We start from the raw sequence: 14,929 nt of genomic DNA, 5'->3' as shown, positions 1-14,929 counted from the left end.
CAGGACCCACTGACAAGGGGCCAAGGCATTACGATCTGCCCCCAAGGGCGGGGTCGTAGCGCAGAGGCAGGCGCACCGGTCTCCAAAACCAGAACACGCCGGTTCGAATCCGGCCGCCCCGCCCCCCTGTTCGCCGGTCAGGCGATGGCCCCCGCGGTGACGACCAGTTCGGGCGCGGTCCCGTGGAACGTCTCCATCAGCTGCGCCAGCACCGCCCAGGCCTCCTCCCGGTCGCCCAAGTGCTCCTGTACGAGCGGTCGCAGGGCGTTGTGCGCCTCGGACACGCGCCGGGGGAAGAGCGTGTGGCCCATCGCCAGCACCTCCAGCACGGTGACGGCGGGGTCGTACGACAGCGCGAAGTCGGCCGGTCCCTCCAGGACGCCCGCCTGCCGCAGCCGGTGGGTGAACTTGGCGTGCGAGCCGAAGCCGGCGCGCACGGCGGGCGGGCAGTCGGGGCGGAGGGACAGTGCCCAGCGGGCGTACCCGGGCAGCGGGCGCTCGCGGTCCGCCGCGCCGACCGTGTCCCAGTCCTCGCGGGTGAGGACCATCGACGCGGCCGCGCGACCCTCGTTCATCGCGGTGACCGCGCGCAGACAGCCGACGAGGCCGTGGCGGACGTAGCTTCGCGGCACCTCCGGCTCCTGTCCTCGGATCAGCGCGTCGACCCGGACCGGCTCGGTGCGGCCGGGGCCGAACGGCAGCCCGCGGACGACGGCCCGGCGCAGGCCCGCGTCCGTCTCCAGGTGCCGCCACACCACGGCGTTGAGCGTCGGGTCGTCGTTCTCCAGGATCCACAGCGTGACCGAGACGGGCAGGTGGCTGCCCCAGGTCCAGGCGCGCTGCACCCGCCGTACGGTCGCCTCCGGGGCCTCGGGCCCGGGCAGGCCGGTGCGGGTCCGGACCCGGGCCGCGGTCTCCTCGTCGACCAGGCCGAGCAGAAATCCGACCGCCTGTTCCGACCTGCTGTTCTCACGCATGGCCTGCATGATGCCGCAGGCCCGCGATCTCGCCCAAGAGGAATACGGTGGGCCCGCTCCACCGGAGCGGGCCCACCGAGGAGGTGCGCGTCAGCCGGCCGCGCGCGCCGCCATCCGCGCCTTGCGTGCGGCGAGCTTCTCGTCGAACTTCGCGGCCTCGGAGTCCAGGCCGCCCATGAACAGACCGAGTTCGTCCTGCGCCTGCTGACCCTCGGGGCCGAGGCCGTCGATCTCCATGATCTTCAGGAAGCGCAGCACCGGCTGGAGCACGTCGTCGTGGTGGATCCGCAGGTTGTAGACCTCGCCGATGGCCATCTGCGCGGCGAACCGCTCGAAGCCGGGCATGCCGTGGCCGGGCATCCGGAAGTTCACGACGACGTCCCGCACGGCCTGCATGGTCAGGTCGGGGGCGATCTCGAACGCGGCCTTCAGCAGGTTCCGGTAGAAGATCATGTGCAGGTTCTCGTCGGCCGCGATCCGGGCCAGCATGCGGTCGCAGATCGGGTCGCCGGACTGGTGGCCGGTGTTGCGGTGCGAGATGCGGGTGGCCAGCTCCTGGAAGGCGACGTAGGCCACCGAGTGGAGCATCGAGTGCCGGTTGTCCGACTCGAAGCCCTCGCTCATGTGGGCCATGCGGAACTGCTCCAGCTTGTCCGGGTCCACCGCGCGCGAGGTCAGCAGGTAGTCGCGCATCACGATGCCGTGCCGGCCCTCCTCGGCGGTCCAGCGGTGCACCCAGGTGCCCCAGGCGCCGTCCCGGCCGAACAGGCTGGCGATCTCGTGGTGGTAGCTGGGGAGGTTGTCCTCCGTGAGCAGGTTCACCACCAGCGCGATCCGGCCGATCTCGGTGACCTTGGACTGCTCCTTGTCCCAGGCTTCGCCGTCCTCGAAGAAGCCGGGGAAGTTACGGCCGTCGGCCCAGGGCACGTACTCGTGCGGCATCCAGTCCTTGGCCACCTTCATGTGGCGGTTCAGTTCCTTCTCGACCACTTCCTCGAGCGCGTAGAGCAGCCGGGCGTCGGTCCAGGCCGAGGACGGGCTGCCGAGGTGCGGGGAAGTGATCGTCACGGGAACTCCAGGGGACGTAACACGAGCGGAAGCGGACCGCGAAGCGGTCGGTGGAACCTACGGGATCGTAGGCTACGAATCCGTAGGTTACGAAGCCGTAGGTTAAGAGTGCTGTAAAGATCGCTGATCAGGCCGGGTTCCCAAGGAGGCGGAGGGCATGCCGAAGGGCCCCGGAACCGCTGGTCCCGGGGCTGGGCGGGTGGGGGTGTCACCCGGTCAGGCGTACAGCTCCCGCAGGCGCACCGAGAGACATGTCACACATCCTTCGAGCTTCTCGAACTCGCTGATGTCGACCACGACCGGTTCATGGCCGAGGTCGGCGAGGAACTCCGCCGTCTTCGGCGCGCTCGCGGAGATCAGCAGCTTGTGGCCGCCCAGCAGGACGACATGGCCGCCGGCCTCCTCGGGCACCGACAGGAAGCGCGGGAACAGTGCCGGTCGGTCGACCTTCGGTATGTGCCCGATCACCGTGCCGTCGGGCAGCGCGGTGACCGCGGACTTCAGGTGCAGCACCTTGCTCACCGGTACGGCGACCACCCGCGCCCCGAGTGGTTCGAAGGCGGCCCGCACCTGCTGGACCCCGGCCGCGTTGGTACGCCCGCCGCGGCCGACGTAGATCGTGTCACCGACCTTCAGCACGTCGCCGCCGTCCAGGGTGCCCGGCTCCCAGATCCAGTTCACCGAGCAGCCGAGCGAGGCGACGGCCTCCTCGACGCCGATGGTCTCGGCGCGGCGGGCCTCGGCGCCGGGGCGGGTGATCAGCGCGACGTTCTTGTACATGACGACGGTGTCCTCGACGAACACCGAGTCGGGGCAGTCGTCCGCCGGATCCACCTCGACGGTCTCCCAGCCGTGCGTGCGCAGGGCCTCGACGTAGGCCTCCCACTGCTCCTTCGCGAGGTCGACGTCGACCTTCTCCCGCTCGATGTGGGTCACCAGACCCTCGGCGAGACGCGGGCTGGGGCGGCGGACGAGGGCCTTCTTGCTGGGCACGGGGTTCTCCGAATCGGCGGCAGGTTCCGGCGCCGTGCTCCGGCACCGACTGGCCATCATGCAGGCCGGGTCCGCCCGGACAAAACCCTCGTCACCAGGCTGTGGCCCTCCTGAGACGCTGCGCGGTGAAGGTTCCCGGGACGTCGCGGAGCCCCCGCGACGTCCCGGTGAAGATCACCTCCCCACGGCCGGCCGGTCCGCGGTTATGCCGGATCCCCGACCGCCTCCGGTGTGGTCTCGCTCAGCTCGCCGTCCAGCAGCAGCCACCGGGTGATGCCGATCGACTCCAGGAACGGCAGGTCGTGGCTGGCCACGATCAGCGCCCCCTCGTACGACTCCAGGGCCGTGGTGAGCTGTCGCACGCTCGCCATGTCCAGGTTGTTCGTCGGCTCGTCCAGCATCAGCAGCTGCGGTGCCGGCTCGGCCAGCATCAGCGCCGCCAGGGCCGCCCTGAAGCGCTCGCCGCCGGACAGCGTCGCCGCCTTCTGGTCGGCACGGGCGCCCCGGAACAGGAAGCGCGCGAGCCGCGCCCGGATCCGGTTGTTGGTGGCGGCCGGCGCGAACCGGGCCACGTTCTCGGCCACGGTCAGCTCGTCGTCGAGCACATCGAGCCGCTGCGGCAGGAACCGCATCGGCACATGCGCCCGCGCCTCGCCCGACACCGGCGCGAGCTCCCCGGCGATCGTGCGCAGCAGCGTGGTCTTGCCCGCGCCGTTGCGGCCGATCAACGCGATCCGCTCCGGCCCGCGCAGATCGAGACCGCCGGCCACGCGCGCGCCGTACGACAGCTCCAGATCCATGAGGGTGAGGACCTCCCGGCCCGGCGGTACGGCCGTGTGGGGCAGGTCGACGCGGATCAGGTCGTCGTCCCGTACCGCCTCCACCGCCTCGTCGAGCCGGTCCTTGGCCTCGGCGAGCTTCTCCTCGTGCATGATCCGGTGCTTGCCCGCGGACTCCTGTGCCGCCCGCTTGCGCGCCCCCATGACGATCTTCGGCTCGCGCTTGTTGTCCCACATCTTCTGGCCGTACCGCTTGCGGCGGGCCAACTTAACCTGCGCGTCGGTCAGTTCGCGCTTCTGCTTCTTCAGGTCGGCCTCGGCGACCCGCACCATGCGCTCGGCCGCCTCCTGTTCGACGGCGAGCGCCTTCTCGTACGCCGAGAAGTTGCCGCCGTACCAGGTGATCTCCCCGGAGCGCAGATCCGCGATCTGGTCGACCAGGTCGAGGAGTTCACGGTCGTGGCTGACCACGACCAGGACTCCCGGCCAGGACGACACGGCCGCGTACAGCCGTCGGCGCGCGTACAGGTCGAGGTTGTTGGTCGGCTCGTCCAGCAGCAGCACGTCGGGTCGGCGCAGCAACAGCGCCGCCAGCCGCAGCAGCACCGACTCGCCGCCCGACACCTCGCCGACCGTACGATCCAACTCGATGTGTCCGAGACCGAGTTCGCCGAGGGTGGCCAGGGCCCGCTCCTCCACGTCCCAGTCGTCGCCGACCGTCTCGAAGTGCTCCTCGGCCACGTCACCCGCCTCGATGGCGTGCAGCGCGGCCCGCTGGGCGGCGATCCCGAGCGCCTCGTCCACGCGCAACCGGGTGTCGAGCGTGACGTTCTGCGGGAGATAGCCCACCTCGCCGGCGACCCGGACGGTGCCGTCGGCCGGGCGCAGCTCACCGGCGACGATTTTCAACAGGGTCGACTTCCCCGACCCGTTGACCCCGACGAGGCCGGTGCGGCCGGGGCCGAAGGCGGTGTCGAGTCCCTCGAAGACGGGGGTGCCGTCGGGCCAGGTGAAGGCGAGGGACGTAAGGGTGATGGAACTGGACATGCGGGCCTCCGCGGTTGCTCGAAGCGATCAAGGGCAAACGCGTATCGAGACACCGGCGACCCACGGGGGAAGCCTCACGGGGGGCATGAGAAAAGCCCTGTACCGGAGGACGGCTCGAACGCCGAGGTCGCACGCTGCGCACACACCTTAGGGGTGTGATGACGCGGTGTCTCAGGACCTCAGACGAGCAACGTCCTTCTCCAATCGGCGGCAACAGGGACGTTGTACACCGTAGGAGGGGGCCGGGAGGGTGTCAACGGAATTGACGCGGGACGGGCGCAGGGTGCCGTCGGATTCCTGCCAGCGACAGCCCGGGCCGGGCTGGTTGAGTGAACGCCATGACGAAGGACACCCTCCGCGACCGCGCGCTCGCCTTCCGCTCCCTGCACGTGCCGGGCACCCCGCTCGTGCTGCCGAACGTCTGGGACACCGCCAGTGCCCGGATCGTCGCGGACGCCGGTGCCGCCGCCGTGGCCACCACCAGCGCGGGGCTCGCCTGGGACCTCGGCGCCGCGGACGGCGACCGGCTGGACCGTGACCGGGCGCTGGAGGCGGTCGCGCGCATCGCGGCGGCCGTGGAACTGCCGGTGACCGCCGACATCGAGAGCGGCTACGCCGAGGACCCCGCGGGCGTCGGCGAGACGGTCCGGGCGGTGCTCGCGCTCGGCGCGGTGGGGGTGAACATCGAGGACGCCCTGCACGAGGGCGGTGCGCTGCGGGCGGTCTCCGAGCAGGCCGAGCGGATCGCCGCCGCCAGGAAGGCCGCGGACGCCGAGGGGATGCCGCTGTTCGTGAACGCCCGGATCGACACCTTCCTGCGGGGCGCCGGGGGAGTGCGGGACACGATGGAGCGGGCCGCCGCGTTCCTCGCCGCGGGCGCCGACGGGATCCTCGTCCCCGGAGCCGTCGAACCGGGGACCGTGAAGCTGCTCGTCGACGGGATCGACGCGCCGCTGAACGTCATGGCGGGACCCGGCGCTCCGACGGTGGCCGAGCTGGCCGCGCTCGGCGTGGCGCGCGTCAGCGTCGGCTCGGGCATCGCCCAGGCAGCCCACGCCCTCGTCCGGCGCGCCGCGCGGGAGCTGCTCGGGCCCGGGACGTACGGGACGCTGGCGGACGGCGTCGACTACGGCGAGCTCAACGCGCTGCTCGGGTCGGGCGGTCGGTGACCGGCGCCGTCCGTCAGCAGGCGTCCCGCATCAGTTCCGCCAGATCGTGGTCCAGGTCGAGCTGGAGGTGCTCGAGACCGACCGGCACCAGCTCGCCCGTGGCCGCCAGGAAGCGGCGGATCTCACCGGTGCGGACGTGCACGACGGCCGTGCCCTCCGGGGCGTGGAACTCCACGACGGTGCGGTCGTAGCCGTAGGGCCGGACGCGTACGTCGCCGTGGCCGACGTTCTCCCGCAGGCCTTCCGTGAGGAGTTCACGGCTGAAGGTCCAGCAGACCTCCACGCCCTCCAGGGTGGCCGGGGCCGGGAAGGTCATGCGGACGGCGAACGGGTCGCGCCGGTCGTAGTGCAGCGTGGCGGGAATGCTCAGCATCCGCGGCGCGGCGGCGACGAGACGGGCCTCTACGGGCTGCTCGATGACGTAGGACAACGCCTTGCTCCCTTGCGACGGCTGGACGGGCCCCGGGCGGAGGCGGCCGGGCACTGTAAGAGACGACGGAATCGGCCGATGCGTGCACACCGGAGGCGAGTGACCTCGGTCACCGCCTTTCATGCACAGGAGTGACGCGGTTCGCCTCCCGGTAGCCCAGACGACGTATGAGGCGGTCTGGACGGCACCTGACGTGTGGGCTAGCTTCGCCCGCCATGAGGGCCTTGGGGAACACGCGACGCTGGGGACGCACGGTTCGCACGACGGCCGTGGGGGTGGTGTGCGCGGCGGCGCTGGCCGCGGGGACGGCCGTACCGGCGGGGGCGCACGAGTCCGGGCAGTCCCGGGTGACCGGCCGCGCGCACTGGGAGTCGAAGGACACGGGCACGCCGACGGTCCGCTACCGCGGCCTGGCCGCCGTCAGCCGGGACACCGCCTGGGTGGCCGGCAGCGCGGGGACGGTCCTGCGCACGACGGACGGCGGGGCGAGCTGGCGAAACGTCTCGCCGCCGGGGGCCGGGGAGTTGCAGTTCCGGGACGTCGAGGCGTTCGACGCGCGCCGGGCCGTGGTGCTGGCCATCGGCGAGGGGGAGGCGTCCCGGGTGTACCGCACCGAGGACGGCGGCGCGACCTGGACCGAAACCTTCCGCAACACCGACCCGCGCGCCTTCTACGACTGCATGGCGTTCTTCGACCGCCGCCACGGGCTCGCGATGAGCGACCCGGTGGACGGGAGGTTCCGCATTCTGTCGACTGCCGACGGCGGCCGTTCCTGGACGGTCCTGCCCGACGCCGGGATGCCCGCGGCGCAGGACGGCGAGGCCGGGTTCGCGGCCAGTGGGCAGTGCCTGGTGACGGCCGGGCCGCAGGACGTCTGGCTGGCTACCGGCGGTGCCGCACGCGCGCGTGTCCTGCACTCCGCCGACCGCGGGCGCAGCTGGACCGCCGCCGACACCCCGATCCCGGCCGGCGACCCCGCGCGGGGCGTCTTCGCCCTGGCCTTCCGCGACCGCGTCCACGGACTCGCCGTGGGCGGCGACTACCGCCCCGACCAGACCTCCCCGCGCGCGGCGGCCCGCACCACCGACGGCGGCGCGGGCTGGCAGCCCGCCGCGACACCCGTCAGTGCCTACCGCTCCGGCGTGACCTGGCTCCCGCACAGCCGCACCGCCGCCCTCGCGGTGGGCCCCACCGGAACCGATCTGACCACCGACGGCGGCCGCACCTGGCGGACCGTGGACACCGGTTCGTACGACACCGTCGACTGCACGCCCGACAGGGGCTGCTGGGCGGCGGGCGAGAAGGGACGCGTGGCTCGTCTGGAGCGCTGATCCGGAATGTGGGTACTCGACGGCTGACCGCGCGACGACGCTGACAGCGGAAGGAGTGGGTTCCCATGCCGGCCGGTTCGAGTCCCAAGCGGGAACGGCAGTACGAGCACATCAAGAAGAGCGCGCAGGAGCGGGGCGAGAGCACCGGTCGGGCCGAGGAGATCGCGGCCCGCACGGTGAACAAGGAACGCGCACGCTCCGGCGAGTCCAAGACCGCGAGCCGCACCTCGACACAGGACATGTCGTCCGGCAAGCGGGGCGGACAGCGGTCCGGCAAGGGCTCCCAGGGTCCGACCTACGACCAGCTCTACGAGGAGGCCAAGCGCCGCAACATCCAGGGCCGTTCGGACATGAACAAGAGCCAGCTCAAGCGCGCCCTGGGTAACAAGGGCTGACCCAGGGGCCCGTACGCTCGTCCCCATCATGACGACCGTACGCATCCCCGCGGACTGGCCCGCGACCGAGGAAGACGCCCGCGCCGTCCAGGACCATCTGCGCACCCGTGTGGTGCTGGACGAACCGGGGCCACCGCCCGGGACCGGGCGGGTGACCGGCGTCGACGTGGCCTACGACGACGAGCTGGACGTCGTCGCCGCGGCGGCCGTCGTCCTGGACGCGTCCACCCTGGACGTCGTCGCGGAGGCGACGGCCGTCGGCCGGATCTCCTTCCCGTACGTGCCCGGCCTGCTCGCCTTTCGCGAGATCCCCACGGTCCTGGCCGCCCTCGAGGCGCTCCCGTGCGAGCCGGGACTGGTGGTCTGCGACGGCTACGGCCTCGCCCACCCCCGTCGCTTCGGCCTGGCCAGCCACCTGGGCGTCCTCACGGGCCTTTCGACCATCGGCGTGGCCAAGAACCCCTTCACCTTCGCCTACGACGACCCCGGAGCGGCCAGAGGATCCTCGTCGCCGCTGCTCTCCGGCACCGAGGAGGTCGGCCGGGCCCTGCGCACCCGGGAGGCCGTCAAGCCGGTCTTCGTCTCCGTCGGCCACCGGGTCGGCCTCGACAACGCCTGCGCCCACACGCTGGCCCTCACCCCGGCCTACCGCCTCCCGGAGACGACCCGCAGAGCGGACGCCCTGTGCCGCCGCGCCCTGCGGGCAGCGGTTGCGCCGAACGAGGACCTCGCGGCGCAGGCCCGGCGGGACCGCCGTCAGTCGTGGGGCCGCGCCCTGTACGAGCGGCAACGCGATCCGGTCGCCTGGGCGGGCCGCGTACTCGAAGCGGCGGTCACGGACGGGCGGCGCACGCCGGAGATCGTGGCCGCGCTGGACATGGCGGGCGACCGGGACCAGTGGCACCGGGGCGGCGAGATCTTCGGGCTGCTGCGCGGCGCCGGAGCGGCCGACGGGCTCACCGCCCGGGAGCACCTCGTGCTGAGGCTCGGGGAGCTGGTCGGCAAGCTCGCCCACAACGCGGCGGGCTCACCGCCCTGGTACGACTATCACGCGGGGTGGGAGATCGGCCCGCTGGCCTGCCGCATCGCGGCCGAGGAGCCGGCGTTGCGGGGCCCCCTCGAAGCGGCCCTCGGGGGCTGGGCGCCGGCTGAGTACGTCGACTGAGTAGCCGTACGGATGTCCGCGCCCGGCCCGCCCGGCAGGCTCGAGCCCATGACGTCCCACCGCTCCCCGAAGCCCCTCGCCGACCCGAACCGTCCCGTCGAGCGTGCCGTGACGGCCGCACTCGTGGCCGCCGCTCTCGCGGCGCTCGCCTGGATCTGCGGGATGATCTACACCGTCGCCCAGTGGCCGCTGTAGGGGTACAGCGGCCGTACTGAGCGCCGGCGGCCGTACCGAGTACCGGTGCCCGTACCGAGGCCCTCTAGCGGCTCGCCGCCACCCGGAACACGATCCCCGCCCGCCGCAGCCGTTCCGTCAGCGCGTCGCCCATCGCCACGGCCGTGGTGACCTGGCCCGAGGTGGCCGGGAGCTCGTCGAAGGCCAGGCAGAGGGCCGACTCGGCGAGCATCTTCGCGGTCTCGTCGTAGCCGGGGTCACCACCCGAGACCTCGGTGAAGACCCGGCGGCCACCGCCCTGGCCCACGAAGCGGACTGAGAACCAGCTCTTCGCGCGCTTCTCGGGGCTGGGGCCCTCGCCGGGCTTGAGCCGGTCCGACAGCCAGCGGCGGGCAGGCGGAAGTTGGGCGGCGGCGGCCAGACCGCCCACGCCGACGACACCGGCCACGGCGACGGGCAGACGCCGTACCGCCGCGTAGTGCCGGTAGCGGAAGTCCGGGCCGTAGCGGTCCAGGGCCTTCGCGGAACGGCGCACGATCTGCGGGTCGATGGTGGGCAGCGGCACCGCCCAGGCGCCCACCTCCCCGGCGAACCGGGGCGTGCCCGTCGGGGCCAGGGCCCGGCGGCCCACCAGACGCGGCTCGTGCCGGGCCCGTTCCCGCGCGGCGGCCACCATCTGGCGCCCGCGCGCCATCTGGCCCAGCGCCGAGGCGAACGTGCCGCCGGAGAACATGGCGCCGGCCGTCACGAAGCCGTCCACCGTCAGCGGCACGCCCTCGGGCAGCTGCCGGACCGTGAAGTACGCGCCCAGGTCGTGCGGGACGGAGTCGAACCCGGCCGCGTGCACGATCCGGGCGCCGGTCTCCCGTGCGCGGGCGTCATGGCGCACGTACATCAGGTCCACGAACTCCGGCTCGCCGCTGAGGTCGAGATAGTCCGTTCCACTGTCCGCGCAGGCGGCGACCAGGTCCTCGCCGTACCGCACGTAGGGCCCCACCGTCGTGGCCACCACGCGCGCGTGCCGGGCGAGTTCGCGTACCGAGCCGGGATCCGCCACGTCCGCGCGCAGCACGCCCACGCCCTCGCCGCCCGGCAGTGACTCGCGCAGCCGGTTCAGCCTGGTCTCGTCGCGGCCCGCGATCGCCCAGCGCAGCCCCTCCGGCGCGTTGGCCGCCAGGTACTCCGCCGTGAGCGCCCCGGCGAAGCCGGTCGCCCCGAAGAGCACGATGTCGTACGGACGGTCCGTCCTGTTCAGCCTGCTCATGACACCTCTCGGTCCCGTACCTCGCGCCGTTGTCGGTGGCCGAGGCTAGCGTGAGGGATGCGGAGCCCGACGTCGAGCCCGGGAGGCAGCGGATGGCCGTGGACCGGAACGCCCTGAAGAAGTGGGAGAAAGTACGCCAGTTCGCCCTGGGCCTGCCCGGTGCGACGGAAGAGTTTCCCTGGGGCGAGACCGTCGCGAAGGTCAACAGGAAGGTGTTCGTCTTCCTCGGCGTCGACGACGGCAGCCATCCGCTGGGCGTCACCGTGAAGCTCAAGGGCGAGGCCGCCCACGCCCACGCGCTGACCTGCCCCGGCGCCGAGCCGGCCGGTTACGGCCTGGGCAAGGCGGGGTGGGTCGCGGTCCCGCTGGAGCGCGCGGGCGCGCCGGCCGCGGAGCTGCTGTGCGACTGGGTGGAGGAGAGCTACCGGGCGATCGCGCCGAAGCGGCTCATAGCGGAGCTCGACGCGAAGTCAGGCAGGGTGTAAATAACCAAGCGCTCGCTCTGCTCTTGTGCTCACTGGGACGAATTCCTAACATCGCTGGTGTTACAGCAGTAGTGTCACACCGACCCTGGGGACCGGATGGCAAAGACGCCAGGACACGGGCCGCTCACCGGCGTACGCGTGGTCGAGCTGGCCGGGATCGGGCCCGGCCCGTTCGCCGCGATGCTCCTCGCCGACCTCGGCGCCGACGTGGTCCGCGTGGACCGGCCCGGCGGCCCCGGACTCGCGATCGATCCGGCGTACGACGTGACCAACCGCAACAAGCGCTCGGTGATCGTCGACCTGAAGGCGCCCGACGGACCCGCGCGCGTGCTCGATCTCGCCGCTCGCGCGGACCTCCTGATCGAGGGCTACCGCCCCGGAGTGGCCGAGCGCCTCGGCGTCGGTCCGGAGGACTGCCGGGCCCGCAACCCGCGGCTCGTCTACGGCCGTATGACCGGCTGGGGCCAGGACGGCCCGCTCGCCCCGCGCGCGGGCCATGACATCGCGTACATCGCGCTCACCGGCACCCTCGGCATGATCGGCGCCCCCGGCACGCCCCCGCCCGCGCCGGCCAACCTGCTCGGCGACTACGCGGGCGGCTCCCTCTACCTCGTCGTCGGCCTCCTCGCCGCCCTGCACCACGCGCGCGCGACCGGCACCGGCCAGGTCGTGGACGCCGCCATCGTCGACGGCGCCTCCCATCTCTCCGCGATGATCCACGGCATGGTCGCCGCCGGCGGCTGGCAGGACCGCCGCGCCGCCAACCTCCTGGACGGCGGCTGCCCGTACTACGGCACCTACGAGACCGCGGACGGCAAGTACATGGCGGTCGGCGCCCTCGAACCGCAGTTCTACGACCGGTTCCTGGACCTGCTCGGCGTCGAGGGCCACGCGGACGCCCGCAAGGACTGGGCCCGCTGGGGCGAGCTGCGCGAGGCGGTCACCGCCCGCTTCAAGTCCCGTACGAGACAGGAGTGGACGGTGGTGTTCGAGGGCTCCGACGCCTGCGTCGCCCCCGTCCTCACGCTCCGCGAGGCCCCGCACCACCCGCACCTGGCCGCCCGTGGCACCTTCACCGACCACGGCGGCATCCCCCAGCCCGCCCCGGCGCCCCGCTTCTCCGCTACCCCGACCGCCGTCCGCTCCGGGCCCGCGATGCCCGGCGCCGACACCGAGGACGTGGCGCGCGACTGGGACGTACCCGATCTGATGAAGGGCCCCGAATGAAGCGGCGGATCTACTCCGACGAGCACGAAGCGTTCCGCGAGACCGTGCGCGGCTTCCTCGCCAGGGAGGTGCTGCCGCACTACGAGCAGTGGGAGAAGGACGGCGTCGTCTCCCGGGACGCCTGGCGCGCGGCCGGCAAGCAGGGCCTGCTCGGGCTCGCCGTGCCCGAGGAGTACGGAGGCGGGGGTGCCGCGGACTTCCGCTACAGCGCCGTCATGGCCGAGGAGTTCACCCGCGCGGGGACGCCCGGGCTCGCCCTCGGCCTGCACAACGACATCATCGGGCCGTATCTGACCTCTCTCGCCACCGAGGAGCAGAAGCGCCGCTGGCTGCCCGGCTTCTGCGACGGCTCGCTGATCACGGCCATCGCCATGACCGAGCCGGGCGCGGGCTCCGACCTGCAGGGCATCAAGACGCGTGCCGAGGACCGGGGCGACCACTGGCTGCTGAACGGCTCCAAGACGTTCATCTCCAACGGCATCCTCGCCGACCTGGTGATCGTGGTGGCGAAGACGACCCCGGAGGGCGGCGCGCACGGCCTGTCCCTGCTCGTGGTCGAGCGGGGCGCGGAGGGCTTCGAGCGGGGCCGGAACCTCGACAAGATCGGCCAGAAGGCGCAGGACACGGCCGAGTTGTTCTTCCAGGACGTCCGCGTGCCCAAGGAGAACCTCCTGGGTGAGCTCAACGGCGCCTTCGTCCATCTGATGACGAACCTCGCCCAGGAACGGCTCAGCATCGCGGTCGCCGCCATCGCGGGCGCCGAGCACCTGCTGGAGATCACCACGCGGTACGTCAAGGAGCGCGAGGCCTTCGGCCGGCCGCTCGCCACCAAGCAGCACATCCGGTTCGAGATAGCCGAGATGGCCACGGAGTGCGCGGTCACCCGCACGTTCCTCGACCGGTGCGTCGAGGAACACTCGAGCGGAGGGCTCGACGCCGTCCACGCCTCCATGGCCAAGTGGTGGGCGACCGAGCTGCAGAAGCGGGTCGCCGACCGCTGTCTGCAACTGCACGGCGGCTACGGCTACATGAGCGAGTATCCCGTCGCCCGGGCGTTCACGGACGGACGCATCCAGACCATCTACGGCGGTACGACCGAGATCATGAAGGAGATCATCGGCCGTTCCCTGCTCGGCTGACAGCCCTCCCGCTCGGCCGAAGCCTCCTGCCGGCCCGACCCTCACCGAAAGGCTTCCCTGTGAGCACCGAAGCGTACGTGTACGACGCGATCCGCACCCCGCGCGGCCGCGGCAAGGCGAACGGCGCCCTGCACGGCACCAAGCCCATCGACCTTGTCGTCGGACTCATCCACGAGATCCGCGCCCGTTTCCCCGGTCTCGACCCGGCCGCCGTCGACGACATCGTGCTGGGCGTCGTCGGCCCGGTCGGCGACCAGGGATCCGACATCGCCCGGATCGCCGCGGTCGCCGCCGGACTTCCGGACACCGTGGCCGGCGTACAGGAGAACCGCTTCTGTGCGTCCGGTCTGGAGGCCGTCAACATGGCCGCCGCCAAGGTCCGTTCGGGCTGGGAGGACCTGGTCCTCGCGGGCGGTGTGGAGTCCATGTCCCGGGTGCCGATGGCCTCCGACGGGGGTGCCTGGTTCAACGACCCGATGACCAACCTCGCCGTCAACTTCGTGCCCCAGGGTATCGGCGCCGACCTGATCGCCACGATCGAGGGATTCTCCCGGCGCGACGTCGACGAGTACGCGGCGCTGTCGCAGGAGCGGGCGGCCGCCGCGTGGAAGGAGGGCCGGTTCGAGAAATCGGTCGTCCCCGTGCGCGACCGCAGCGGCCTGACCGTCCTCGACCACGACGAGCACATGCGCCCCGGCACCACCGCCGACTCGCTCGCCAAGCTGAAGCCGTCCTTCGCGGACATCGGCGACCTGGGCGGCTTCGACGCCGTGGCGCTGCAGAAGTACCACTGGGTGGAGAAGATCGACCACGTCCACCACGCCGGCAACTCCTCCGGCATCGTGGACGGCGCCGCGCTGGTCGCCATCGGCTCCAGGGAGGTGGGGGAGCGCTACGGCCTCACCCCGCGCGCGCGGATCGTCTCCGCCGCCGTCTCCGGCTCCGAGCCCACCATCATGCTCACCGGTCCGGCCCCGGCCACCCGCAAGGCCCTCGCCAAGGCCGGTCTGACCATCGACGACATCGATCTCGTCGAGATCAACGAGGCGTTCGCGGCGGTCGTCCTGCGCTTCGTCAAGGACATGGGCCTGTCGCTGGACAAGGTCAACGTCAACGGCGGCGCCATCGCGCTGGGCCACCCGCTCGGCGCCACCGGCGCGATGATCCTCGGCTCGCTCGTCGACGAACTGGAGCGCCAGGACAAGCGCTACGGCCTCGCCACGCTGTGCGTGGGCGGCGGCATGGGCATCGCCACCATCGTCGAGCGCGTCTGACCACCCCAGCGG

At 72.2% G+C, this 14,929-nt stretch carries 14 protein-coding genes, 1 tRNA gene and 1 pseudogene; 10 read left to right on the top strand and 6 right to left on the bottom strand.

Annotated features, from left to right (window positions below):
• The first annotated feature begins 47 nt into the window (after positions 1-47).
• A tRNA-Trp gene (locus ACWDRW_RS12415) sits at positions 48-123 on the top strand.
• Positions 124-137: 14 nt separating this feature from the next.
• On the opposite strand, the gene ACWDRW_RS12410 is transcribed toward ACWDRW_RS12415, so the two are convergent.
• The 4 genes from ACWDRW_RS12410 to ACWDRW_RS12395 form a co-directional block, all read right to left on the bottom strand.
• Positions 138-977 carry a hypothetical protein gene (locus ACWDRW_RS12410; RefSeq protein WP_451722501.1) on the bottom strand — a complete coding sequence of 280 codons (840 nt, stop codon included), beginning with the start codon at positions 975-977 and terminating at the stop codon, positions 138-140.
• A gap of 90 nt (positions 978-1,067) precedes the next feature.
• The gene (locus ACWDRW_RS12405) at positions 1,068-2,045 is read right to left on the bottom strand and encodes an acyl-ACP desaturase (RefSeq protein WP_451722500.1); all 978 of its coding nucleotides are present in this window, start codon (positions 2,043-2,045) and stop codon (positions 1,068-1,070) included.
• 216 nt (positions 2,046-2,261) lie between these two features.
• Positions 2,262-3,038, bottom strand: a complete 777-nt coding sequence (gene ddaH / locus ACWDRW_RS12400) for a dimethylargininase (RefSeq protein ID WP_451722497.1) — start codon at positions 3,036-3,038, stop codon at positions 2,262-2,264.
• 203 nt (positions 3,039-3,241) lie between these two features.
• The gene (locus ACWDRW_RS12395) at positions 3,242-4,864 is read right to left on the bottom strand and encodes an ABC-F family ATP-binding cassette domain-containing protein (protein ID WP_451722496.1); all 1,623 of its coding nucleotides are present in this window, start codon (positions 4,862-4,864) and stop codon (positions 3,242-3,244) included.
• A gap of 338 nt (positions 4,865-5,202) precedes the next feature.
• On the opposite strand from ACWDRW_RS12395, the gene ACWDRW_RS12390 reads away from it, so the two are divergent.
• Complete coding sequence (locus ACWDRW_RS12390) at positions 5,203-6,033, top strand: isocitrate lyase/PEP mutase family protein (RefSeq protein WP_451722494.1); 831 nt, start codon at positions 5,203-5,205, stop codon at positions 6,031-6,033.
• A 13-nt stretch (positions 6,034-6,046) separates the two neighbouring features.
• On the opposite strand, the gene ACWDRW_RS12385 is transcribed toward ACWDRW_RS12390, so the two are convergent.
• A complete protein-coding gene (locus ACWDRW_RS12385; protein ID WP_451722492.1) occupies positions 6,047-6,463 on the bottom strand; it encodes an SsgA family sporulation/cell division regulator in 417 nt (138 codons plus the stop codon).
• A gap of 215 nt (positions 6,464-6,678) precedes the next feature.
• Here ACWDRW_RS12385 and ACWDRW_RS12380 point away from each other — a divergent pair, with 215 nt between their 5' ends.
• From ACWDRW_RS12380 to mmpA, 4 genes and pseudogenes are all read left to right on the top strand, one after another.
• Positions 6,679-7,794, top strand: coding sequence for a WD40/YVTN/BNR-like repeat-containing protein (locus ACWDRW_RS12380; protein ID WP_451722490.1), 1,116 nt, complete (start codon positions 6,679-6,681; stop codon positions 7,792-7,794).
• 65 nt (positions 7,795-7,859) lie between these two features.
• Positions 7,860-8,189, top strand: a complete 330-nt coding sequence (locus tag ACWDRW_RS12375) for a plasmid stabilization protein (RefSeq protein WP_451722488.1) — start codon at positions 7,860-7,862, stop codon at positions 8,187-8,189.
• A 28-nt stretch (positions 8,190-8,217) separates the two neighbouring features.
• A pseudogene (locus ACWDRW_RS12370) lies at positions 8,218-8,898 on the top strand (endonuclease V); the annotation flags it as partial.
• A 504-nt stretch (positions 8,899-9,402) separates the two neighbouring features.
• Positions 9,403-9,549, top strand: a complete 147-nt coding sequence (gene mmpA / locus ACWDRW_RS12365; protein ID WP_451722486.1) for a morphogenic membrane protein MmpA — start codon at positions 9,403-9,405, stop codon at positions 9,547-9,549.
• Between the two features lie 64 nt (positions 9,550-9,613).
• Here the strand turns inward: mmpA and ACWDRW_RS12360 are convergent, their stop codons facing one another.
• Positions 9,614-10,792 (bottom strand): saccharopine dehydrogenase family protein, encoded by a 1,179-nt coding sequence (locus ACWDRW_RS12360; protein WP_451722484.1) that lies wholly within the window; start codon positions 10,790-10,792, stop codon positions 9,614-9,616.
• A gap of 92 nt (positions 10,793-10,884) precedes the next feature.
• Here ACWDRW_RS12360 and ACWDRW_RS12355 point away from each other — a divergent pair, with 92 nt between their 5' ends.
• From ACWDRW_RS12355 to ACWDRW_RS12340, 4 genes are all read left to right on the top strand, one after another.
• Positions 10,885-11,277: an MmcQ/YjbR family DNA-binding protein gene (locus tag ACWDRW_RS12355; protein ID WP_451722482.1), complete on the top strand. Its 393-nt coding sequence runs from the start codon at positions 10,885-10,887 to the stop codon at positions 11,275-11,277.
• A gap of 96 nt (positions 11,278-11,373) precedes the next feature.
• A complete protein-coding gene (locus ACWDRW_RS12350; protein WP_451722479.1) occupies positions 11,374-12,504 on the top strand; it encodes a CaiB/BaiF CoA transferase family protein in 1,131 nt (376 codons plus the stop codon).
• Complete coding sequence (locus ACWDRW_RS12345) at positions 12,501-13,643, top strand: acyl-CoA dehydrogenase family protein (protein ID WP_451722478.1); 1,143 nt, start codon at positions 12,501-12,503, stop codon at positions 13,641-13,643. The genes ACWDRW_RS12350 and ACWDRW_RS12345 overlap by 4 nt, the downstream gene beginning before the upstream one ends.
• A 59-nt stretch (positions 13,644-13,702) precedes the next feature.
• Positions 13,703-14,917: an acetyl-CoA C-acetyltransferase gene (locus ACWDRW_RS12340; protein WP_451722477.1), complete on the top strand. Its 1,215-nt coding sequence runs from the start codon at positions 13,703-13,705 to the stop codon at positions 14,915-14,917.
• Positions 14,918-14,929 lie beyond the last annotated feature (12 nt).

The organism is Streptomyces sp. NPDC003635 (assembly GCF_053587635.1).
This window is presented reverse-complemented; position numbering and strand designations above follow the sequence as displayed.

What these genes read in the sequence shown, in the direction of transcription:
- ACWDRW_RS12355 (WP_451722482.1), top strand. Translation starts at nt 10,885, where the DNA reads ATGGCCGTGGACCGGAACGCCCTGAAGAAGTGGGAGAAAGTACGCCAG.
- ACWDRW_RS12360 (WP_451722484.1), bottom strand. Translation starts at nt 10,792, where the DNA reads ATGAGCAGGCTGAACAGGACGGACCGTCCGTACGACATCGTGCTCTTC.
- ACWDRW_RS12395 (WP_451722496.1), bottom strand. Translation starts at nt 4,864, where the DNA reads ATGTCCAGTTCCATCACCCTTACGTCCCTCGCCTTCACCTGGCCCGAC.
- ACWDRW_RS12380 (WP_451722490.1), top strand. Translation starts at nt 6,679, where the DNA reads ATGAGGGCCTTGGGGAACACGCGACGCTGGGGACGCACGGTTCGCACG.
- mmpA (WP_451722486.1), top strand. Translation starts at nt 9,403, where the DNA reads ATGACGTCCCACCGCTCCCCGAAGCCCCTCGCCGACCCGAACCGTCCC.
- ACWDRW_RS12375 (WP_451722488.1), top strand. Translation starts at nt 7,860, where the DNA reads ATGCCGGCCGGTTCGAGTCCCAAGCGGGAACGGCAGTACGAGCACATC.
- ACWDRW_RS12350 (WP_451722479.1), top strand. Translation starts at nt 11,374, where the DNA reads ATGGCAAAGACGCCAGGACACGGGCCGCTCACCGGCGTACGCGTGGTC.
- ACWDRW_RS12390 (WP_451722494.1), top strand. Translation starts at nt 5,203, where the DNA reads ATGACGAAGGACACCCTCCGCGACCGCGCGCTCGCCTTCCGCTCCCTG.
- ACWDRW_RS12410 (WP_451722501.1), bottom strand. Translation starts at nt 977, where the DNA reads ATGCGTGAGAACAGCAGGTCGGAACAGGCGGTCGGATTTCTGCTCGGC.
- ACWDRW_RS12345 (WP_451722478.1), top strand. Translation starts at nt 12,501, where the DNA reads ATGAAGCGGCGGATCTACTCCGACGAGCACGAAGCGTTCCGCGAGACC.